The 20,268-nt window shown below is 71.0% G+C and carries 17 protein-coding genes; 9 read left to right on the forward strand and 8 right to left on the reverse strand.

Going from position 1 to position 20,268, the window contains the following annotated elements; genetic code table 11:
• Window positions 1-16 precede the first annotated feature (16 nt).
• The gene (locus tag F4556_RS32975) at window positions 17-1,030 is read right to left on the reverse strand and encodes a LacI family DNA-binding transcriptional regulator (protein WP_184922709.1); all 1,014 of its coding nucleotides are present in this window, start codon (window positions 1,028-1,030) and stop codon (window positions 17-19) included.
• 209 nt (window positions 1,031-1,239) lie between these two features.
• On the opposite strand from F4556_RS32975, the gene F4556_RS32980 reads away from it, so the two are divergent.
• The gene (locus F4556_RS32980) at window positions 1,240-2,217 is read left to right on the forward strand and encodes a glycoside hydrolase family 6 protein (RefSeq protein WP_184922711.1); all 978 of its coding nucleotides are present in this window, start codon (window positions 1,240-1,242) and stop codon (window positions 2,215-2,217) included.
• Between the two features lie 71 nt (window positions 2,218-2,288).
• Window positions 2,289-3,584, forward strand: a complete 1,296-nt coding sequence (locus tag F4556_RS32985) for a glycoside hydrolase family 6 protein (RefSeq protein ID WP_184922713.1) — start codon at window positions 2,289-2,291, stop codon at window positions 3,582-3,584.
• Between the two features lie 26 nt (window positions 3,585-3,610).
• On the opposite strand, the gene F4556_RS32990 is transcribed toward F4556_RS32985, so the two are convergent.
• Window positions 3,611-4,750, reverse strand: coding sequence for a DUF418 domain-containing protein (locus tag F4556_RS32990; RefSeq protein WP_184922715.1), 1,140 nt, complete (start codon window positions 4,748-4,750; stop codon window positions 3,611-3,613).
• 206 nt (window positions 4,751-4,956) lie between these two features.
• Between F4556_RS32990 and F4556_RS32995 the strand changes: the two genes are divergently transcribed.
• The 4 genes from F4556_RS32995 to F4556_RS33010 all read left to right on the forward strand — a co-directional run bounded on the left by F4556_RS32995 (window position 4,957) and on the right by F4556_RS33010 (window position 8,270).
• Entirely contained in the window at window positions 4,957-5,628 is a 672-nt protein-coding gene (locus tag F4556_RS32995) for a response regulator (RefSeq protein ID WP_184922717.1), read from the forward strand.
• Window positions 5,625-6,743 (forward strand): sensor histidine kinase, encoded by a 1,119-nt coding sequence (locus F4556_RS33000; protein ID WP_184922719.1) that lies wholly within the window; start codon window positions 5,625-5,627, stop codon window positions 6,741-6,743. The genes F4556_RS32995 and F4556_RS33000 overlap by 4 nt, the downstream gene beginning before the upstream one ends.
• Window positions 6,744-6,984: 241 nt before the next feature.
• Window positions 6,985-7,515: a SigE family RNA polymerase sigma factor gene (locus F4556_RS33005; protein ID WP_184922721.1), complete on the forward strand. Its 531-nt coding sequence runs from the start codon at window positions 6,985-6,987 to the stop codon at window positions 7,513-7,515.
• The gene (locus F4556_RS33010) at window positions 7,512-8,270 is read left to right on the forward strand and encodes a hypothetical protein (protein ID WP_184922723.1); all 759 of its coding nucleotides are present in this window, start codon (window positions 7,512-7,514) and stop codon (window positions 8,268-8,270) included. Before F4556_RS33005 ends, F4556_RS33010 begins: the two co-directional genes overlap by 4 nt.
• A 21-nt stretch (window positions 8,271-8,291) precedes the next feature.
• Here the strand turns inward: F4556_RS33010 and F4556_RS33015 are convergent, their stop codons facing one another.
• Complete coding sequence (locus F4556_RS33015; protein WP_184922725.1) at window positions 8,292-8,975, reverse strand: response regulator; 684 nt, start codon at window positions 8,973-8,975, stop codon at window positions 8,292-8,294.
• Window positions 8,972-10,180 carry a sensor histidine kinase gene (locus tag F4556_RS33020; protein ID WP_184922727.1) on the reverse strand — a complete coding sequence of 403 codons (1,209 nt, stop codon included), beginning with the start codon at window positions 10,178-10,180 and terminating at the stop codon, window positions 8,972-8,974. Before F4556_RS33020 ends, F4556_RS33015 begins: the two co-directional genes overlap by 4 nt.
• Before the next feature lie 142 nt (window positions 10,181-10,322).
• Between F4556_RS33020 and F4556_RS33025 the strand changes: the two genes are divergently transcribed.
• Window positions 10,323-11,051: an ABC transporter ATP-binding protein gene (locus F4556_RS33025; protein WP_184922729.1), complete on the forward strand. Its 729-nt coding sequence runs from the start codon at window positions 10,323-10,325 to the stop codon at window positions 11,049-11,051.
• An 83-nt stretch (window positions 11,052-11,134) separates the two neighbouring features.
• Complete coding sequence (locus F4556_RS33030) at window positions 11,135-13,456, forward strand: ABC transporter permease (RefSeq protein ID WP_313068984.1); 2,322 nt, start codon at window positions 11,135-11,137, stop codon at window positions 13,454-13,456.
• 19 nt (window positions 13,457-13,475) lie between these two features.
• Here F4556_RS33030 and F4556_RS33035 read toward each other — a convergent pair whose 3' ends face one another.
• The 4 genes from F4556_RS33035 to F4556_RS33050 all read right to left on the reverse strand — a co-directional run bounded on the left by F4556_RS33035 (window position 13,476) and on the right by F4556_RS33050 (window position 18,146).
• On the reverse strand, window positions 13,476-14,984 hold the full coding sequence (locus F4556_RS33035; RefSeq protein WP_184922733.1) for a prealbumin-like fold domain-containing protein: 1,509 nt from the start codon (window positions 14,982-14,984) through the stop codon (window positions 13,476-13,478).
• 106 nt (window positions 14,985-15,090) lie between these two features.
• Window positions 15,091-15,453 carry a DUF1304 domain-containing protein gene (locus F4556_RS33040; RefSeq protein WP_184922735.1) on the reverse strand — a complete coding sequence of 121 codons (363 nt, stop codon included), beginning with the start codon at window positions 15,451-15,453 and terminating at the stop codon, window positions 15,091-15,093.
• A 134-nt stretch (window positions 15,454-15,587) separates the two neighbouring features.
• A complete protein-coding gene (locus F4556_RS33045) occupies window positions 15,588-17,003 on the reverse strand; it encodes a non-reducing end alpha-L-arabinofuranosidase family hydrolase (RefSeq protein ID WP_221504663.1) in 1,416 nt (471 codons plus the stop codon).
• Window positions 17,004-17,171: 168 nt separating this feature from the next.
• Window positions 17,172-18,146 carry a glycoside hydrolase family 11 protein gene (locus F4556_RS33050; RefSeq protein WP_184922739.1) on the reverse strand — a complete coding sequence of 325 codons (975 nt, stop codon included), beginning with the start codon at window positions 18,144-18,146 and terminating at the stop codon, window positions 17,172-17,174.
• A 630-nt stretch (window positions 18,147-18,776) separates the two neighbouring features.
• On the opposite strand from F4556_RS33050, the gene F4556_RS33055 reads away from it, so the two are divergent.
• Window positions 18,777-20,210 (forward strand): glycoside hydrolase family 43 protein, encoded by a 1,434-nt coding sequence (locus F4556_RS33055; protein WP_184922741.1) that lies wholly within the window; start codon window positions 18,777-18,779, stop codon window positions 20,208-20,210.
• Window positions 20,211-20,268 lie beyond the last annotated feature (58 nt).

Below are 20,268 nucleotides of genomic sequence, written 5' to 3' on the forward strand. Positions count from 1 at the left end.
GGCGGACCGACCGGGATCAGGCGGATTCGCGCCGGATCAGCGTGGTGGGCAGGATCAGCGGACTCGGCTTCTCGCCCGCGATCAGTGCGAGCAGCATGCGGGTCATCTCCCGGCCGATGTCCCGTATCGGCTGATGGACCGTGGTGAGCGGCGGATCGGCGATCTCGGAGATGGCCAGGCCGTCGAAGCCGACCACGGCGACCTCCGAGGGAACGGTGCGGCCCGCGCGGTGCAGCACCCGCAGCGCGCCCGCCGCCATGTTGTCGTTGGCGGCGAACACCGCGTCCAGGTCCGGGTGTCGGGTGAGCAGGGACTCCATCGCGGCCATGCCGTTCCGCTCGGTGAAGTCACCGCCGACCTCCGCGCGGTAGGGGAGACCGGCCAGGGTCAGCGCCTCGTGGTAGCCGCGTCTGCGGGCCCGGCCGACGTCGGTGTCCAGCGGCCCGGTGATGGTCGCGATCCGGGTGCGGCCGAGCGAGACCAGGTGTTCGGTCGCCTCCCGGGCGCCGCGCACGTTGTCCACGTCCACGTAGAACGGGGCGTGCCCGTGCAGCGGCTTTCCACCGAACACGGCGGGGACGCCGGCCTCCAGGGCTAGCTGGGACAGCGGATCGTCCCCGCGCAGGGACATCAGCATCACCCCGTCCACCGCCCGGCTCTGCAGCAGCTGCTTCACCCGGATCTGGCCGCGGGTGGAGGTGGCCAGACAGAGCACCAGGTGCAGGTCGGTCTCCTCCAGTGCGGTCGAGGCACCCGCGATGACCTGCCCGTAGAACGGGTCGGCCAGCACGGCCGGGTCCTCCCCGGCGATGATCAGGGCCACCGCCCCGGCCTGCTGGGTCGCCAGGGCGCGGGCCGTCGGATTGGGGACGTACCCGAGCTCCTTGATCGCGCGCTGGACGGCCTCGCGTTTGCCGCTGCTCACGTTCGGGGCGTTGTTCAACACCCTCGACGCCGCGGTACGGGACACCCCGGCGTGCTCGGCGACCTCGTCCAGGGTCGGCCTTCGGCGCGTCGGTTCGTCCGTCATGGTGGTTCACCTCGGTGTTGATGCCAGTGCACAGGATATCGCGCCTCCGTCGGGTCAAAACTGGAAGCGCTTCCAGTCGGGACTGTACCGCCGAGCACCGGCGCTGTGAAGGTAGCCGTAGGTATTGACATCGCGGCGCGCAGCCTCAATCATCTGGCAACTGGAAGCGCTTCCACCTCCCCCACTCCACCCACAGCGGAGGAAGCCCCATGCGCCGCACACGCCGCAGTACGGCACTTCTCATCGCACCAGCGCTGACCGCCCTGCTGTTCGCGGTCCAGCCCGGGACGGCGTACGCCGCCGACCCGACCGGCATGACCAACGGCTACTACGCCGACCCCAACTCCAGTTCCCAGCAGTGGGTCAACTCCCACCGCGGGGACGGCCGCGCCGCCGCGATCCAGAGCTCGATCGCCAACGTGCCGATGGCACGCTGGTTCGGCAACTGGAGCGGCACCATCGGGACCGCGACCGGCGCCTACGTCGGCGCCGCGGCGGCCGGCGGGAAACTGCCGGTCCTGGTGGCCTACAACATCCCCGGCCGGGACATCTGCGCCGGGCAGTCCGGCGGCGGGGCCGGATCCGTCGCGGAGTACAACTCCTGGATCGCCGCCTTCGCCAGTGGCATCGGCAACCGGCCGGCCCTGGTCGTCCTGGAGCCCGACGCGGTCGGGCACCAGGACTGCATGACGCCGGCTCAGATCTCCGACCGCAACGGGATGCTGCGCAACGCCATCGCCCAGTTCAACGCCAAGGCCCCGAACACCTGGGTCTACCTGGACGCCGGCAACCCCGGCTGGCTGAGCGCCGCCACCGCGGCCCAGCGGCTGGCCGCCGCCGGGGTGAGCGGGGCCCACGGCTTCTCGCTCAACGTCTCGAACTTCTACCCCACCGGGCAGAACACCACGTACGGCAACGCCGTCAACGCGGCGCTGAAGTCCTCGTACGGCTACAGCAAGTCGTACGTCGTCGACACCAGCCGCAACGGCAACGGATCCGACGGCAACTGGTGCAACCCGGCCGGCCGGAAGACCGGCACGCCCACCACCCGCACGGGCGGCGGTCCCGAGATGCTGCTGTGGGTCAAGGCCCCCGGCGAGTCCGACGGCAACTGCGGCACCGGCACCGGATCGACGGCCGGGCAGTTCCTGCCCGAGGTCGCGTACAAGATGATCTACGGCTACTGACCGGGGATCGACACCAACTCCGCTCGGGGCGGGCCACTCCCCGCTCCGAGCGGTCCAGAAGAGGAAAACCCATGAGACCGCGCATCCCCCGCACCCTGCTCCCCGCCGCGCTGGCCGCCCTGCTCACGGCCGTCGCCGTGCCGGTGCAGGCGGAGGCCCAGCAGGCCACCGGCCACACCCTGCCCGCCGGCACCCGGTTCTACGTCGACCCGCAGAGCGACGCCGCGAAGCAGGCCGTCCGCTACCTGCGGGGCCACGACTTCGCGGGCGCCGCCGCCATGGCCAAGCTCGCGAGCTGGCCGGAGGCCGACTGGTTCACCGACGGCACTCCCGCCGAGGTGGAGGTCCGGGCCCGTTCGCTGACCCGCCGTGCGGCCCTCACCGGGACCGTCCCGGTGCTGGTCGCCTACAACGTCCCGCTGCGGGACTGCTCGCAGTACTCCAGCGGCGGCGCGCAGTCCGACGCGGAGTACCAGGCCTGGATCGCGGCGCTGGCCCGCGGCCTGGGCAAGAGCAAGGCCGTGATCGTCCTCGAGCCCGACGCCCTGGCCAACCTGCCCACCGACTGCGGCCCGGACAGCGACCCGACCGGCGCGATCACGGCGGGCCGGATGGCCGACCTGCGGTACGCGATCGACGTGCTGGAGCGGCAGCCGAACACGGTGGTCTACCTGGACGCCGGGAACAGCCACTGGCAGAGCGTCGGCAACGCGGCGAAGCGCCTGCTGGACGCGGGCGTCGAGCGGACCCAGGGGTTCTCGCTGAACGTGTCCAACTTCTTCGCGACCGGCCTGTCCGACCACTATGGCACCTGGGTGTCGAAGTGCCTCTGGTACGCCACCAAGGGCCCGGAGGCCGCGCGCGGGCACACCGACTGGTGCGCGAGCCAGTACTACTCGCCGACCGCGCCGAACGACGGGCAGCCGGGGAACTCGGTCAACGCGGACGACCCCAGCACCTGGCACTGGACCGACCAGTGGTTCGAGCAGAACGCCGGAACCGCGCCGCTGAACGCGCTGACCCATTTCGTGGTGGACACCAGCCGCAACGGCCAGGGCGGCTGGACCCCGCCGGCCGGCAAGTACCCGGGTGACCCGCAGACCTGGTGCAACCCGCCCGGGCGCGGCATCGGGAACCGCCCCACCGCCGACACCGGCACACCGCTGGTGGACGCGTACCTGTGGATCAAGACCGTCGGCCAGTCCGACGGGCAGTGCAACCGCAACATCCCCGGCGGCACGATCGATCCCGAGTACGGCAGCGTCGACCCGGCGGCCGGTGCCTGGTGGCCGGAGCAGGCCATGACCCTGGTGCGCAACGCCAATCCGCCGCTGACCTTCGCCCCCTTCGGCCGGCCTGCGGCCTGACGGAGCGTCAGTGCCCGGCCCCGGGCTCAGGCACGGGGCCGGGCGAGCCTGGTTGAGACATGCAGCAGGTGCTCCAGCGGCCCGCGTCCGAACAGGGGTGACCACACGCCCGCGAAGAGCACCGACACCGTGACGAAGAGAGCGAGCACCGCCGGAGGGGAGCCGGGCAGCTCGTCGATCCCGAGCAGGCCGATGCCGATGACGTGCCCCACGTAGACCGTCAGCGACATCGTGCCGACGGCGATCACCGGGGCGAGCAGCCGCCGTACGGCGGGCAGCGCGTCGAGGAGCGCGAGGCAGCCGGCCACCACCAGCAGCGCCACCCCCGTGCCGCCGAGGATCTCGAAGGTGGTCCCGCTGTGCGGCGAGGCGATCAGCAGGCCGGCCGGGTTCGCGATCGGGACGGTGCCCGTCTCGGCCGGCGTGTCCGGCCCCGAGGTGGCCCGGAGCAGCAGCCAGGACAGGCCGTACCCGTTGGCCGCCAGAGCCAGACCGAGGCCCGCGAGCCGCCGGCGCACCGCCGCCGAGCCGAGGTCGAGGCGGCCCACCGCCATGCCCGCGATCACGAACGGCATCCAGGTCGCCGCCGGGTACACGCCGGTGAGCAGCAGCTCCACCGGGCTTTCGACCAGGCCGGTCGGAGGCTCGTCACCGAGCCCGAAGGCGGTGCGCACCACGAACGACAGCTGAGGACCGGTCAGGGCCCAGAGCGCCGCGATCAGCGCCAGCGTGTCGGCCGGCAGCCGGAGCAGCGGCAGCGCCAGCAGGAAGTAGACGGCGTAGTAGGCCAGGATCACCGCGACCGGGGTGCCCGACAGCGTGAGGCCGAAGCCGAGCAGCAGCAGGATCACCGCCCGGATCACGATCCGGGCCACCGCCTGCCGTCGGGCCGGGCCGGTCCTCGCCTGCGGGCGGCCCGCGACGATCACCAGCGCGACACCGGCCAGCAGGGCGAACAGCGCCGACGCCCGGCCATGGGTGAGGAACAGCAGCGCACCGCCGGGGCCGCCGACCGCCGGATCGGGGCCCACGTGCGCGGCGAACATGCCGAACACGGCGAGCGCCCGGGCCAGGTCCAGGCCGACCAGCCTCGCCGTCGGCGACACCGGGGCGGGGGACGGCCGGGCGCGGGTGGCGTGGTCGGGGCTCGGAAGCGGTCGGGTCATGTCCGTCAGCCTGGTTTCCGCGCGGGTACGTCAGGTACCCGGCGGCAGGCCGGACCTGACGGCCGGTCGGCGGTCGCCCGCCGCCACCCGGCCGCCCGGTGCCCGCCGACCGGCTGCCCACAACCGACCGCAGGGTCGGACGGCAGCGCGCTGATGGACCCGTAGGGTCGGGAGTCGGTGGGCTTGGGCGAGGACGAGGAACGTACGTGATCCGGGTAGTGGTGGTGGACGACGAGGCCCTGGTCAGGTCCGGATTCGGGCTGATCCTGGGCGCGTCCGAGGACATCGAGGTGGTCGCGACCGCAGGCGGGGGAGCGGCCGTCGAGACGGTGCGCCGGGAGCGGCCCGACGTGGTCCTGCTGGACATCCGGATGCCGGACGTGGACGGGCTGACCGTGCTGCGCGAGCTGCGGACGAGGACGGACGGGCCGGTGGTGGCGATGCTGACCACCTTCGACACCGACGAGTACATCCTGGCCGCGCTCGACTCCGGTGCGGCGGGCTTCCTGCTGAAGGACACCGAGCCGGAGCAGCTGGCCCCGATGGTCCGCACCCTGGCGGCCGGGGGCGTGGTGCTGTCGCCCAAGGCGTCCCGTGCCCTGCTGCGCGGCCACCCCGGCAGCGGAGCGGTGGCTGACGAGCAGTCGGCCCGGGTCCGGCTGCTCACCGACCGCGAGCGTGACGTGCTCGTCCTGGTGGCCGAGGGGCTGTCGAACGGCGAGGTCGGAGCGCGTCTGCACCTGGGGACGGGCACGGTGAAGGAGCACGTCAGCGCGATCCTGACCAGGCTGCGGGTGACCAGCCGGGTGCAGGCCGCCCTGCTGGCGCAGCGGGCCGGCCTGCTCGACGAGCACCGGCGGACGGAGACCGGCCGGTGAGCCGCGAACGGACCTGGTGGCGGCGGGTGCCCGCACCGGTCGTCGACCTCGCCCTGGTGCTGGCGGCCGCCGCCGACGTGCTGGTGAACTTCGAGGAGGAGGCGCCGCTCGGTCTGGCGCTGGCCGCGCTCGGCTGCGCCGCGCTGGCCTTCCGGCGCCGGTTCCCGCTCGCCGTCTTCGTGCTCACCCTGCCACTCGCCCTCATGCAGGACGTCGCGCTGGCCACCCTGGTCGCGCTGTTCACGCTGGCCGAACGCTCCCGGAACCGCCGGCTGCTCGCCGGGTGCGCCGTGCTGGCCGCCGCCGTGGGCACCGTCCCCTGGCCGCTGCTCGGCCCGGCGGAGCTCGGCCGGATCACCACGGCGATCTACGCCGCGTACAACCTGGCGACCGCCGCGGCGCCCGTCCTGATGGGCCAACTCGTCAGGGCGCAGCGGAAGTCCGTCCGGCAGCTGGCCGAGATCCAGGAGGCCAGGGAGCACGAACGGGCCCTGTACGCTCAGGCCGTGCTGGCCCGCGAGCGCGCGCAGCTGGCCCGCGAGATGCACGACGTGGTCTCCCACCAGGTCAGCCTGATCGCGGTACAGGCCGGGGCGCTCCAGGTCGCCACCCAGGACCCGGACGCCGAGCAGGCCGCCCGGACGATCCGGACCCTGAGCGTCACCACGCTCGACGAACTCCGCACCATGGTACGGCTGTTGCGCGCCTCCGGCGGCCGCGACACCGAGCTGACGCCCCAGCCCACGCTGGCCGATCTGCGCCGGCTGGTGGAGTCGAGCGGCATCCCGGCCGAGCTGACCGGACAGCTCCCCGCCACGGTGAGCACCCCGGCGCAGCGCGCCGTCTACCGCACGGTGCAGGAGGCGCTGACCAACGTCCGCAAGCACGCCCCCGGCGCCACGGCCCGGGTCGAACTCCGGCAGGAGGGGGAGCGGATCGGAGTGACCGTCACCAACACCCCGGCCACCCGCCCGGCGCTCCCGCTCCCCGGCTCCCAGCTCGGCCTGGTCGGGCTGGGGGAGCGGGCCGAGATCCTGAACGGCTCGCTGGAGGCGGGCCCGACGCCGGACGGCGGGTACCGGGTCCGGCTGCGGCTGCCGTTCGACCCGGCCTGACCTCCCCGGGAAAAAACTTTTCGCGCGGGCGGCAACCTTTCCTCCTCCGGCGGCCACCTAGGGATGCAACGTCGACTCGGGCAGGCGAACGGATGGGCAATGAGGACAACGAAACACGGCATTCCGCGGCTGCGGCGTGGGCGGGCGGTGCGGCGACCGCCGTCCTGACGTGGTGATGGGCACTGTTACGCTCAGGCCGATTGTTAACGCGCACATCGCAGGGAGAGGGCGACCGAGGGAGATGCTCCCCGACAACGCGTCCGCGGAGTTCCACGACTTCTTCGAACGCCACTACGCCGAACTGGCCCGTTTCGCCCACCTTCTGACCGGCGAGAAGGACGCGGCCGACGACCTCGCCGCAGATGCCCTGCTCGCCCTGTGGCAACGCTGGGACCGCCTGCGGGAGGCGCAGCACCCGGTCGCCTACGCTCGCGGCGTGGTGGCCAATCTCGCCCGCGAACGGATCAGGAGCGCGGTCCGCGAACGCCGCCGGATCACGCTGTTCTGGTCCCGCAGCCCGGAGGAGACAGCGGGGCCGGACGTGGCGGGCGTGCTCGACGTCCGGGCGGCGCTGGCCCGGCTGCCGTTCCGCAAGCGGGCGTGCGTGGTGCTGCGTCATGCCTTCGACCTGTCGGAGAAGGACACCGCCGCGGCCCTGGGCATATCGGTCGGTACGGTGAAGAGCCAGACCTCGAAAGGTATGGCCGAACTGGAACGAATACTTGGTGTACGAGCGGTCGGAGAACTGGCGATCGGAAGGGGGGCCCGATGAACGAGGAGATCAGCCGTCGTCTGCGCGAGGCGGCCGAGGCCCACCAGCCGGACCGCGCCCAGATCCTGGCGCGGATGGAGCGCGGCGCGGCCGGGGGCACCGTCAAGCACCGCACACCGTCGATCGCGAGGTCCTGGCGCAGGGCGGTGCTGGCCGGCGTCGTCACCTTCGGCATCCTGACGACCGGAGGTCTCGCCGTCGCGGGCATCGTCGGAGCACCGTCGCCGCCGGCCCCGGTTCCCGCCGTGCCGTCCCCGACCGCCACGCCGACTCCGACACCGTCGGCTCACAGCACCAGTGCCCCGGCCCCGGCCACCACCCCGAGCAGCCCGCGCCCCACTCCGTCGGCGAGCAGCCGGACCCAGAACGGCCCGCTGTGGTCGGAGGGGTCGATGGGCCCGCACAACACCGTGTACTGGGGCCAGAGTGACCTCGTCCTCAAGACCACCCAGCCGCTCACCTCGCTCACGGTGGAACTGCGGATCGCGCAGACCGGCGACGTACGGAGTACCGGAAACTGGCGGACCCTGCCGGTCGACGACTTCACCGTCACCGTCCAGGAGACCGGCGGCGCGCTGGTCTACCGCTGGGTCCTCAAGGCGGGCCGCACCGTGCCGGCCGGACAGCACGAGTTCGCGGCCCAGTACAACCACGCCACCGGCACGCGCAACACCGGCAAGGACAGCTATCGGGTGGAGGCGCCGAGCTCCGCCGGGTCCGCCGCGGTGTGGGGAGGTTTCGGCCCGGCCCAGTGAGCTTGCGCCTACCGTCTGCCCCTACCGTCTACGCGGCACGAGTCCGGTTTCGAAGGCGATGATCGCCAGGTGGACGCGGTCCCGAGCCTCGAGCTTGGCGAACAGACGCGCGACATGGGTCTTCGCGGTCGCCGCGCTGATCACCAGCCGCTCGGCTATCTCGGTGTTCGACAGTCCCTGTCCGACCAGTGCCAGCACCTCGCGCTCCCGGTCGGTGATCCCCGCGATGGGACTCGACTCCGCGGCGGGCCCGGCGTCCGGTTCGGGGGCCGCGGGGCCGGACGTTCCGGCGAAGTCCGCGATCAGCCGTCGGGTCACGCTCGGCGCGATCAGCGCGTCGCCCGCGGCCACCACGCGGATCGCTTCCAGGATCGCGTCCAGGGCCATGCTCTTGAGGAGGAATCCGCTGGCCCCGGCGCGCAGTGCGCCGTAGACGTACTCGTCGTGGTCGAAGGTCGTCAGCACCAGGACCTTGGGCGGGTCAGGCTCGGCGGTCGCCTGTCGGGTCGCCTCGATCCCGTCCATGCCCGGCATCCGGATGTCCATCACCACGACGTCCGGCCGCAGTTCACGCACCAGGCGCACCGCCTCGCAGCCGTCGCCGGCCTGGCCGACCACCTCCAGGTCGTCGGTGTCGCCGACCAGGATCCCGAGCCCCACCAGCATCAGTGGCTGGTCGTCGACCAGCAGCACCCGTACGCTCATGCCGGCAGCCTCGCCGTCACCCGGAATCCGCCCTCCGGACGCTGGCCGGCGCTGAACTGGCCGGACAGCAACGTCACCCGCTCGCGCATGCCGAGCAGGCCGAAGCCGCTCCCGCCGGCCGCGGAGAGCCTCGGACGGCCCGGCCCGCCATGACCGTCGTCCCCGTCGTCCACCACCTCGATCGTCACCCCTTCCGGCTCGTAACCAACCGCGACCCGGCACGTTCGCGCCCTGGAATGCCGCACCACGTTCGTCACCGACTCCTGGACGATCCGGAACGCCGACAGCTCGATCTCCGGCGGCAACGGACGCCGCTCGCCCCGCCAGGTCACCTGAACCCGCACCCCGGCGCCGGCCGTGCGTTCGGCGAGCTGCGGGACGTCGGCCAGGCTGCCGGCCGGCGCCAGCGGAGCGGCCTGCGGCATGGCGTCGTCGGGCTCGGCGCGGCGGAGCGCCCCGAGCATGCGCTGCAGCTCCAGCAGCGTCTCCCGGCTGGTGGTCTCGATGCCGGTCAGCGCCTGCCGCGCCTGCTCGGGCTTGGTCTCCACGACCCGCGCCGCCGCGCCCGACAGCACCGTGATGATCCCGATGCTGTGCGCGACGCTGTCGTGCAGCTCGCGGGCGATCCGCAGCCGCTCGGCCATGACGACGCGGGCCCCGGTCTGCTCCTGCAGGGCTTCGAGGTATTCACGGCGTTTGCGATACACCTGCCCGAAGACCCACGCGACCGCGAACCACAACGCGAACTGCCCGGCCCACTGGGACGCGTCGCTGACGGTCTGCTCGCGGCCGTGGAGGCAGTTGAAGAACGCGGCCACCACGGCCGCGACGGAGCCGACGGCGGCAGCCTTCGGCCGCCGGGCGGCGAGGTACCCGCCCAAGCCGACGAGCAGGACGAACACGATCAAGGGCCGCGCGCCGAAGGCGTCGCCGAGGACTGCTTCGCCCAGGACCGCCGCGAATACCGCCGCGGGCAGCCGGCGCACCAGCAGAACCGGCAGGGCGAGCAGGACGCAGAGACCGAGCATCTGGAAGGGATCGAGCCCGGGGAACCGGAACAGGCCGTCGTAGTGCGCCCAATCAGTGGGCAGCATCGTCAAGGCGAGAATCAGCGCGTACAAGCCGGCGGTGGCCAGCACCACGGCCTGTGACATCAGCCAGGTCACGCGCTTCGATGCCGAGAGACGCTGGAGAAGCTGTTCCATGCGGAGATCGTATTCAGTGGCGTCGGCGCTGCGCGTCGCCCCGGGGATGTACGCCGGATACGCCCCCGGGGCGATGGCCCGGGAAGGGGTGACATCCGCCGGCCGACGCGGTGGACCGTGGTCCGTTCCTAGGTTCATGGTCATGACGAATGCACCGATGATCGATCTTCGCGACACGACAAAGAAGTACGACGACGGCCCGCCCGCACTGGCCGGCGTCACCTTGTCCGTGGCGGCCGGCGAGTGCGTGGCGATCCTCGGCCATTCCGGCAGTGGCAAGTCCACGCTGCTGAACCTGATCGCGGGTCTGGACAAGCCTTCCAGCGGCACCGTGACCGTCGACGGCACCCGCGTCGACCAGCTCGGCGAGGCCGGTTCGGCGAAGTACCGCCGGGCCTCGATCGGCATGATCTTCCAGTTCTTCAACCTGCTGGACGACCTGACCGTGTTGGACAACGTCATGGTTCCGGCGCAGCTGGCCGGGATGGGCAAGGGCGAAGCGAAGCGGCGGGCCGTCGAGCTGCTCGACTCGCTGGGCATCGACCGGCATGCTCAGGCCTATCCGCAGCGGCTGTCCGGCGGGGAACGGCAGCGGGTGGCGGTGGCCAGGGCCCTGATGAACGAGCCGGCGCTGCTGCTGGCCGACGAGCCGACCGGCGCGCTGGACTCGGGCTCGGCCGAGGACGTGCGCGAGCTGCTGCTGGACCTGAACAGCGATGGCCAGACCATCCTGCTGGTCACCCACGACGCGCAGCTGGCCGCGCGCACCGCGCACCGCACGATCGAGTTGGTGGACGGCGCGGTGGCACGGGACGTGGTCAACACGGCGGGCGGCGCCACCGTCAACAGCTCGGCGGGAGCGGTCCGTTGAGCGCCCTGGGCAAGGTCGTACGTTCCGGCGTGGGCCGCCGTCGGGTCCAGTCCCTCGTCATCGCCCTGACAACGTTCGCCGCGGTGACGTCCTCAGTACTCTCCCTCGGCCTGTTGGCCGTCGTGCAGGCCCCGTTCGACCACGCCTTCAGTGCTCGGAACGGGGCGCACCTGGCGGTCCAGTTCGACGGCTCGAAGGCCACGGCCGCGCAGGCCGCCGCCACCGCGCACGCCGTCGGCGTCACCGAGGCGGCCGGACCGTACCCGGTCGCCGCCGCCCTGGACACGACGATCGGCACGGACTGCTCCAAGAAGGACTGGGCCGGTCACGACAACGGTCCGATCACCGTCACCACCCGGCCCGACCTGGGCAGCACCTCCGGGATGGACCAGTTGGCGCTGACCCAGGGGCGCTGGCCGACCGGCCCGGGCGAGATCGCCCTGCCGTGGCAGCACTATGCCACCGACTGCTTCGGCGATTCGGTGGTGTTCTCCGCCCTGCCGGGCAAGCCGTCGTTCAAGGTCGTCGGCTTCGCCAACTCGGTGACCAACAGCGCGACCGCCTTCGCCACCGCCGACGGTTTCGCGCGGCTCACCGCCGCCGGTGCCAAGTCCGACGTCCAGATGCTCTACCGGTTCGCCGAGGCCGGGACCGCCGCCGACATCGCCGCCGACAAGCAGGCGGTGGCCGCCGCCGTGCCGGCCGGCGCGGTCGAGGGCGGACAGTCGTACCTGACCGCGGAGCAGCAGGTGACCGGCAACGCCAAGGCCTACGTGCCGTTCCTGATCGCCTTCGGGATCCTCGGACTGTTCATGTCGGTGCTGATCATCGCGATCGTGGTCAGCGGGGCGGTGGCCTCGGGAATCCGGCGCATCGGGATTCTGAAGTCGTTGGGCTTCACCCCTTCGCAGGTGGCCCGCGCCTACACCGCGCAGGCCATGATCCCGGCGACACTCGGCCTGGTGCTCGGCACGGCTTTCGGCAACCTCCTGGCTGTACCGATCCTGGACGGGGCCACCAAGCAGCTCGGCGCGGCCAGTGCCACGATTCCGTTGTGGGTCAGCGCCGTGGTGCCGCTGGGCACCCTGCTGATCGTCGGTGTCACGGCTCTGGTCCCGGCACTGCGGGCCGGCCGGATGCCGACGGTGCGGGCCCTGGTGGTCGGCCGCGCCCCCAAGGCCGGGGGCGGTCGGGCGGCGCAGCGTCTGGCCTCGCGGCTGCCGCTGCCCCGGGCCGTGTCGTTGGGGCTGGCCCAGCCGTTCGCCCGGCCGGCCCGGGCCGTACTGGTCGGTGCGGCGGTGCTGTTCGGCGTGGTGAGCGTCACGTTCGCGGTGGGGCTGGAGTCCGGGTTCAACAAGTACCTGGACACCAGCACCTCGGGCTTCAACATCGCGTCGGAGTTCGTGATGCCCACAGCCGACGTGGGCGTGCCCTGGGATCGCTACGGCCCCAACGACCCGCGCAAACCGCACCTGGATGCCGCCGAGGTGGCCGCCGCGCTCGCCGAGATCCCGGGCACGAAGGCCGCGTTCGGCTGGGGCGACAGCGGCGCGACCATGGTCGGTGCCCCGCCCGGCGGCGAACCGCCCAGGGTGTTCACGGTCACCGGCGACTTCTCCTGGACGCACATGGAGCTGCTGTCCGGCCGCTGGTACTCGGCGCCCGGCGAGGCCGTGGTCGGCGACAAGTTGGCCTCGGCGGTGGGGATCCACGTCGGTGACGACGTCACCGTGGTGCAGCAGAACAAGCAACTGTCGCTGAAGGTCGTCGGCATCAACTTCGACACCAACCAGGGCGACTACACGGTCATGACGGATGCGGCCACCTTCACCGCCGCCGGTCTGATCCCGCACATCGACCTGTTCAACGTCGAGCTGGCCGACAACGTCAACGAAAAGGACTGGTCCGCCTCGGCCGCCGCCGCGCTGACCCCGCTGAACGCCTCGGTCGAGGCGAGCTCGGGCGGGGGCAAGAACATCATCGTGATCACCATGGGCGCCCTGGTGGCCACCCTCACGCTGATGATGATCGCGGTCGCCGCGCTCGGGGTGCTGAGCACGGTGGTGCAGGACACCCGGGAGCGGGTCCATGATCTGGGGATCCTCAAGGCCCTCGGGATGACGCCCAAGCAGACCGTTGCGATGGTGCTGACCTCGGTGACCCTCACCGGCCTGATCGCCGGGCTGATCGGGGTCCCGCTCGGGGTCGCGGTGGAGCAGGCGACGCTGACCCCGATGGGGAACGCGATCGGCCGGCACCTGCCGCCGAGCGTGTCCCACGTCTACACCCCCGGGCTGCTCGTCCCCCTGCTGGCCGGCGGGATCGTGATCGCCCTGCTCGGGGCACTGCTCCCGGCCGGCTGGGCGGCCCGGTCGCGGACCGCCACCGCGCTGCGGACCGAGTAGGACCGAGCCGAACAGTGAGTCAGCCGCGGCGCCGGGCGGCGAGCAGCAGGACCGTACCCGCGAGAGCGAGCCCGGCCGCCGCGGTGGCGAGCACCGCGAGTCCGGTGCCACCGGTCTCGGGGAGTGCCGGGCCCGGCTCGGTCGAGTCCGGCGCGGGCGTCGGAACGGTGGTGGGTGCCGTCGTGGGCGTGGGCGGCGGCGGGTTCTCCCTGGTGTTGGTGACCGTGCAGGTGGCGCCGCCCGCCGGGAGGTCGAGGGTGAAGCCGTCGGCGGAGGGGGTGGCGGTGGTGCCCTGGCAGGAGACCGCGCTGAGCGACCAGCCGTCCGGGATCGCCTCGGTGACGGTGTGTCGGCCGGGCGCCAGGAACGTCGTACCGGCGCTGACCGGGGTGTCCGGCTGGGTGGTGGTGGCCCGGCCGAGTGCGGTGCCGTCCTCGGCGGTGAAGCCGAACGGCCCGCCCACGCCGCCGCTGGTCTGCTTCAGCAGGGTGAGCGGCGCGACGCTGTCGCTCGGCGCGTCGGTGTAGACGCAGGTGACCGTGTCGGCGGCGGCCAGGGTGACGGAGGCCCGGGCGCCGCTGGTCGTGCTGGTGCTGCGGCCGTTGGCCGAGGTGCAGGCGAGCGAGGTCATGGTCCAGCCGGTGGGAACCTGTTCCTGTACGGTCCACGGCCGCCCGGTTTCGGCGGAGGCCGCCCGCCGGAAGCTCTGCTCGCCGTCGGCGCCGGGCCCGGCGGTGAGCTGGAACAGGCCACCGGGGTTGAAGGAGAGGTCGCCGTCGAAGGCGAACGGCCGTGCCGCAGCAGTGCCTTGCACGTGCTTGCGCACCACGATGGTGCCCGGCTCGCTGGGCTGACGGACGGCGTAGTAGTAACAGAACACGTGGGTGGAGCCGGTCGGGTAGGCGGCCCGGTCCACGTTGTCGGCGCGCTGGTTGTCCACGGCGCAGCGCAGCGTCGCGAAGGAGAACGTGTTGCCGAGCTGCTGCTGGTTGAGCGGGTCGGTGGGAGTGCCGCCCTGGATCTGCAGGCGGCGGTTCCGGGCGACGGTGATCAGGCTGTCGTCCAGGTCGACGGTGACGGCGCCGGCCAGGGTGCGGCCGGTGTCGGCGCGGTTGGTGTCCAGCTCGGGGACGGAGGCGACGGTGGTGGCCTGGGTGAGCCCGTCCGGGACGGGGGTGACGGTGGACAGGCCCTGCACCTCGCCGCCGATACCGCTGCCGAGAGTGAACCGCCAGCCGGTCAGCGGTGTGCAGTTCGGGTCGTTCGCGGCCTCGATGTCGGGGGCCACGGGCTGGCCGTCGGTGTACACCGAGTCCTTGCCGAGGTCCTGCAGCGACTGCATGTTGTCGCCCCGCTGCCGGTTGGCCATCACGTCGCCGTAGCTCGCGCAGACCCGGGCCACCAGGGTCAGCTTGAGGTCGCCGGTGGCCCGCGGCGCGGCGACGGCGGGGCCCGCCCCCAGCACGGGGACGGTCGCCAGTGCTGCCGCCGCCGCACACCGGAAGACGCTGCTGCGCAGGGATCTCATGCGCACCAGCCTGGCGGCTCCGCAGCGGATTCGTGATCAAGGCCGAGGGCGCGGTGGCGTGTCCACCCGATCGGCCCTCCCGTGGCTTCGGGTCGGGCGCGCACGCTCAGTGGGCCGCCAGCACCAGCGCCAGGGCGATCAGGGCGGGGACGGTCTGCACGAAGATGATCTTCCGGCTGGAGGTGGCGGCACCGTACGCGCCGGCCACCGCGACACACACCAGGAAGAACACCTTCACCTGGAAGCCCACCGGGTCGGACGCGACAGCGCCCCACACCAGACCTGCGGCGAGGATGCCGTTGTACAGCCCCTGGTTGGCCGCGAGCGTCTTCGTCGCGGCGGCGAACTCAGCGGTGGTGCCGAAGCTCGCCCGGGCCTTCGGAGTGGTCCACAGGAACATCTCCATGATCATGATGTAGACGTGCACGGCGGCGATGAGCAGGACTGCGACGGTGGCGGCGATTGACATGGGGTCAGGCTCGCACGGCCGTACCGGTGTTGCCCCGAGGCGCGTCGTCGGCCCGTCGGCAGCGCAGAGGTACCCCAGCCGATGCCCCGGCTGGGGTACCTCTAGGCGGTGCTGCCGATCAGCAGACGATCAGGTCAGCGCTGCAGGGTGAGGACACCCGGCCGCCAGGGCAGCTGGTCGTAGGGGCCGCCCGCGTTGGGGGCCTTGCCCTGGTAGAGGAGCTGGAGGTTGCAGGGGTCGATGGTCATGGTCTGGTCGGGGTTGTTGCGGACCAGGTCGCCGTGGCTGATGTCGTTGGTCCAGGTGGCGCCGCTGTTGGCCTTGCCAGCGAAGGGGTTGTTCTCGGTGGCGGCCTGCGGGGTCCAGTTGCCGTTCAGGCTGGTGGCCGTGAAGGAGCGGAAGTAGCGCTGCTCGTTCGTACCCCGAGCCTCGACGATCATGAGGTACTGGTTCTGGCCCTTGACCTTGTAGACCTGGGGTGCCTCGAACAGGTTGGCCGTCGTGTCGGTCATGATCGTGGTGTAGGAGGAGCCGAAGCTGCCGGGGAAGTTCCCGATGGGCATGCTGGCGCGGTAGATGTTGCCGTTGTCGCCGGCGAAGAACAGGTACATGTTCTGGTCGTCGGCGATGAGGGTCTGGTCGATGGGGCCGGTGCCGGAGTTGGGGATGCTGCCGGTGAACAGCGGCTGCGGCGCGGACCAGCCGTTGGGGTTGGTGGGGTCACTGGAGGTGCGGTAGATGAACGGCCACGCGCCCCACTGGTAGGCCAGCACCCAGATGTTCTTGGGCGCGAAGTAGAACAGCGTGGGCGCCACCGCGCCCTGGCTCATCCCGGTCTGGGCGGTGGACGCCATGTCGGACCAGTTGGTGAAGGGGGCGAACGCCATCGACCCGTACGAGGATCCGTTCACGTTCGAGGCGTAGACCAGGTGCTTGCCGTTGTACACGACGTTGGTGAAGTCCTTCACCGACGCCCAGCCGTTCGCGGGCTGCGCGAGTGCGCCGGTCGAGCTCCACCGGTACGTCGACGGGAGGGCACACGTACCGCCGGTCGGCGTGGGGGTGGGGGTGGGGGTCGGGTTCGGCGTACCGGTCAGGCCGGTCCACTGCTGGTTGGTGCCGCCGTTGCAGTTCCAGATCTGCACCGCGGTGCCGTTGGCCGTGCCCTTGGCCGCAACGTCCAGGCACAGCCCGGACTCCACTCCGACGATCGTGCCGTCGGAGTTCACCCGCCACTGCTGGTTCGCCGCGCCGGTGCAGGACCAGATCTGCACCCGGGTACCGGCCGTGGTGGCGTGGTTCGGAACGTCCAGGCACTTGTTGCCGTACACGGTCAGCTGGTTGGTGGACGTCGACGTCCACGTCTGGTTGGTGCCGTTCGAGCAGTCGTAGATCTGCAGGAGCGCGCCGTCGGCCTGGCTGACGTTCTGCACATCGAGACACCGGTTGGAACCTGTACCGCGCAAGGCGCCGCTGCCGGCCGCCTGGGCGGGGTTGGCGACGAGCATCGCCGCCAGCGCCACCACGGCCGCGACAACGGCGGTGAGCATGACGGACAGTTGCCTGCGGCTGGAATTTCCGCTGCGCACGGGTACCTCCTTCGTGATTGGGTGGGAGTTGTCACACAGCTCTGTGAGCGCTCACATTCGCGCGCTCCCTGAAGCGCGCGAACGTGAGGGTGATCGACCGGGCGGGTGCCGCCGTGAGCTGGATGGGGGTCAGCTCACGCTGCAGGAGACCGTCGGCCAGGTGGTGCTGCCGTTCTTCAGGATGGTCATGCCCCAGTTGTTGCCCGCGCCGTTGGGGGTGGCGACGAGCGTCTGGGCGTCGGGGAAGGACGTGGTGGCGTTCCACGTCGAGCCGACCTTCTCCGGGGAGGGGACCTTCACGGTCACCTTCCAGGCGTTCGATCCGGTGACCGAGACGTTCAGGTTGTAGCGGTCGCTCCACGAGGCGCCGGCGGAGAGCGTCGCGGTGCAGCCGCCACCAGGGGGGTTGCCGCCGGTGGAGCCCAACGTGATGTTGGAGCTGCCGCTGCTCTGGTAGCCCTCGGTGGCCATGATCTCGTAGTTCATGGTGCCGAGGTTCATGCCGGCCCTGGCCCACGCGTCGAAGTGGTTCGCGACGGTGATGGTTCCGCCGGTCCGCTTGGTCTGACGGACGCTCCAGTACTGGTTGAAGGTCTTGATGCCTTCGATGGAGGGGGCGTTGTAGCGCGTCGTCTGGTAAATGTCGTAGGTGCCGCCGTCACTGGTGACGGTGCCCTTGTACGTGCCGGAGGGCCGGTACGAGCCGTAGTTCTCGACGACGTAGTACTCGACCAGCGGGTTGGTGCTCCAGCCGTAGAGCGCCAGGTAGGCGTTGCCGTTGGTGCTCCAAGTACCCGAGTACGTCACCGGGTTGCGCGATCCGGTGCGCCAGCCCTTGCCGCCGACGAAGTTGCCGACGTTGTTCCAGGAGGTGCCGTAGTTGCCGCCGCCGTTCAGCGACATCGAGGACTGACCGGAGCCGTCGCTCCAGAACGAGTAGAAGTACCCGCCGTCGGTGCCGGTCTGGTTCGTGTTGATCGTCGCGGCCTCGGCGGTGCCGGGCAGGATCAGGACGGCCGCGAGGGCCAGCGCGAGGACGCGCGCTTTGCTGACGATCCGCCAGATGCGGTTGGTGGTGCGGCTCTTGGGGTGGGGGGAGTTCACGGGCGTGATCCGTCCTGCCGGATGTGTGGGGGTGGGGGAGGGCGTGGGGGTGGGTGCAGCCCGGCGCCACCGATGACCGCGAGGGGGCGGTTCGGCCGGACGGTGTCGCGCGGCGGTGCACGGAGTCGACCAGGCGTCAACATCGTTGAGCCCGAGGCCGGTTGACACGTGCGGCCCGGATACCAGGCCGTTCGGACTTGTCGACGGCGACAGTGTTGGCCCGTGCTCGACGGGCTGTCAACAGTTTCGACCGAAACGGCGACAGATTCGTTCTCTGTCAAGTCGACCCAGGCCAATGACTTCGCAGGTCAGGTAGTTGATGGTCCAGGGCGAGCCCGAGAACTTGACCAACACCTTGCTCATTTCCCGGTGACTACTCCCCGGGTTGGTCGAAACATTCGCGAAAGATCAGCGAAAGTTTCGGAATTCTCGGCATCAGGCGGGGGGTCAAGATTGGGTAACGGCGGATCCCACCTCTTGTCCCGCTGAATTGTGAGCGTTAACAATCTCACAGCGGCGAAACAGTGGCGTCATCTCCGGTTCACACAAACGACCCGGAAGCGCTGCTGCCCGAACCGCGCCGGACCGGGCTGAGCACGGCCCCGGCCCCGTCTGCGTCAGGAGATGTCCATGTCCGCGCTTCGCGCACGGCTGTCGGCGATGCTGCTCGCCGTCTGCCTCCTCTTCACGGGCCTGGCCGTGGCCGCACCACAGCGCGCCGTCGCCGCCGAACCGGGCTACCTGATGGTGCACTTCACCGGTGACGGGTCGACCGGCCAGCAGACGTACCTGTCGCACAGCACGGACGGCGTGCACTGGAACGACCTCAACGGCGGCGGCATGGTCCTGCGCTCCACGGTCGGCACGCAGGGCGTGCGCGACCAGGCGTTGGTGCGCTCCCCTGACGGGAGTCGGTACTGGATCATCGCGACCGACCTGTGCATCGGCTGCGGGCAGAACTGGGATCAGGCCGTGAACAACGCCAGCCGCAACCTCGTGGTGTGGGAGTCGACCGACCTGGTCACCTGGTCGAAGCCGTGGCTGCTCAACGTTGCCGGCGCGATCCCCGACGGCCGTAACGCGTGGGCGCCGGAGGCGATCTGGGACCCGACGACCAACGACTACGTCCTGTACTGGGCGACGAACGCGACCCTGAACGGCGTGCTCAAGCACCGCATCTACGCCGCCCGCACGAGCGACTTCCACTCCACCACCACCCCGCAGGTCTACATCGACCGCGCCGGCACCCAGAACATCATCGACACCCAGATCGTCGAAGTACCTTCGGGCGTCGGCAACTTCCGCTACGTGCGGGCCTCCGGTGACGGGCAGATCACGCTCGAAGGCAGCAACTCGATCATGGGGACGTGGACCAACCTCGGCAACCTCTCCGGCATCGGCCTCACCGGCTCGCAGGTCGAGGGTCCGATGTGGATGAAGTCCAACAGCGGTAACCAGTGGGCCCTCTACCTCGACCAGTACGCCTCGGGGGGCGGCTACATGCCGGTCCTGACGACCGACCCGTCCAACCCCGCCGCCTACCAGAAGCAGGCGTCGGGCAGTTACAACATGGGCGGCACGAAGAAGCGCCACGGCTGGATCCTGAACCTGACGGCCGCCGAGGAGAGCCGGGTGATGGCCCGCTGGCCCAACACCCCCGCCCAGCGGATCCAGTCGTTCAACTTCCAGGACAGGTACGTCCGGCACACCAACCTCGACGCGCGCATCGACCCGAACGTCAGCCCCGCCGACGACTCCCGGTTCCGGCTGCGGCCCGGCCTGGCGGGCACCGGCACGGTCTCCTTCGAGTCGGTGAACTTCCCCGGGTACTTCCTGCGGCACTCCAACTACGACTTCCAGCTGGCCTACTACGACGGCAGCACCCAGTTCGCCCAGGACGCAACCTTCCGTCAGGTGGCCGGGCTCGCCGACCCGAGCTGGTCGTCGTTCCAGTCGTACAACCACCCCGACCACTACATCCGGCACTACGCCTACGAGTTGCGGCTCGACCCGATCACCACCGCGACCGCACGTGGTGACGCCACCTTCCGCGTGACCAGCTGACCCGACCGGGGTGCCGGCGCCTCCGTGGAGAGCGTCGGCACCCCGAGTGCGTCGCCCC

Origin of the sequence: Kitasatospora gansuensis (assembly GCF_014203705.1) — a bacterium.
GTDB lineage: Bacteria > Actinomycetota > Actinomycetes > Streptomycetales > Streptomycetaceae > Kitasatospora > Kitasatospora gansuensis.

Excerpts from the sequence above, each read along its gene's own strand:
- F4556_RS33025 (WP_184922729.1), top strand. The coding sequence starts at position 10,323 with ATGACGAATGCACCGATGATCGATCTTCGCGACACGACAAAGAAGTAC.
- F4556_RS33020 (WP_184922727.1), bottom strand. The coding sequence starts at position 10,180 with ATGGAACAGCTTCTCCAGCGTCTCTCGGCATCGAAGCGCGTGACCTGG.
- F4556_RS33055 (WP_184922741.1), top strand. The coding sequence starts at position 18,777 with ATGTCCGCGCTTCGCGCACGGCTGTCGGCGATGCTGCTCGCCGTCTGC.
- F4556_RS33035 (WP_184922733.1), bottom strand. The coding sequence starts at position 14,984 with ATGAGATCCCTGCGCAGCAGCGTCTTCCGGTGTGCGGCGGCGGCAGCA.
- F4556_RS33010 (WP_184922723.1), top strand. The coding sequence starts at position 7,512 with ATGAACGAGGAGATCAGCCGTCGTCTGCGCGAGGCGGCCGAGGCCCAC.
- F4556_RS32980 (WP_184922711.1), top strand. The coding sequence starts at position 1,240 with ATGCGCCGCACACGCCGCAGTACGGCACTTCTCATCGCACCAGCGCTG.
- F4556_RS32990 (WP_184922715.1), bottom strand. The coding sequence starts at position 4,750 with ATGACCCGACCGCTTCCGAGCCCCGACCACGCCACCCGCGCCCGGCCG.
- F4556_RS33040 (WP_184922735.1), bottom strand. The coding sequence starts at position 15,453 with ATGTCAATCGCCGCCACCGTCGCAGTCCTGCTCATCGCCGCCGTGCAC.
- F4556_RS33005 (WP_184922721.1), top strand. The coding sequence starts at position 6,985 with ATGCTCCCCGACAACGCGTCCGCGGAGTTCCACGACTTCTTCGAACGC.
- F4556_RS32985 (WP_184922713.1), top strand. The coding sequence starts at position 2,289 with ATGAGACCGCGCATCCCCCGCACCCTGCTCCCCGCCGCGCTGGCCGCC.
- F4556_RS32975 (WP_184922709.1), bottom strand. The coding sequence starts at position 1,030 with ATGACGGACGAACCGACGCGCCGAAGGCCGACCCTGGACGAGGTCGCC.
- F4556_RS33015 (WP_184922725.1), bottom strand. The coding sequence starts at position 8,975 with ATGAGCGTACGGGTGCTGCTGGTCGACGACCAGCCACTGATGCTGGTG.
- F4556_RS33045 (WP_221504663.1), bottom strand. The coding sequence starts at position 17,003 with ATGCTCACCGCCGTTGTCGCGGCCGTGGTGGCGCTGGCGGCGATGCTC.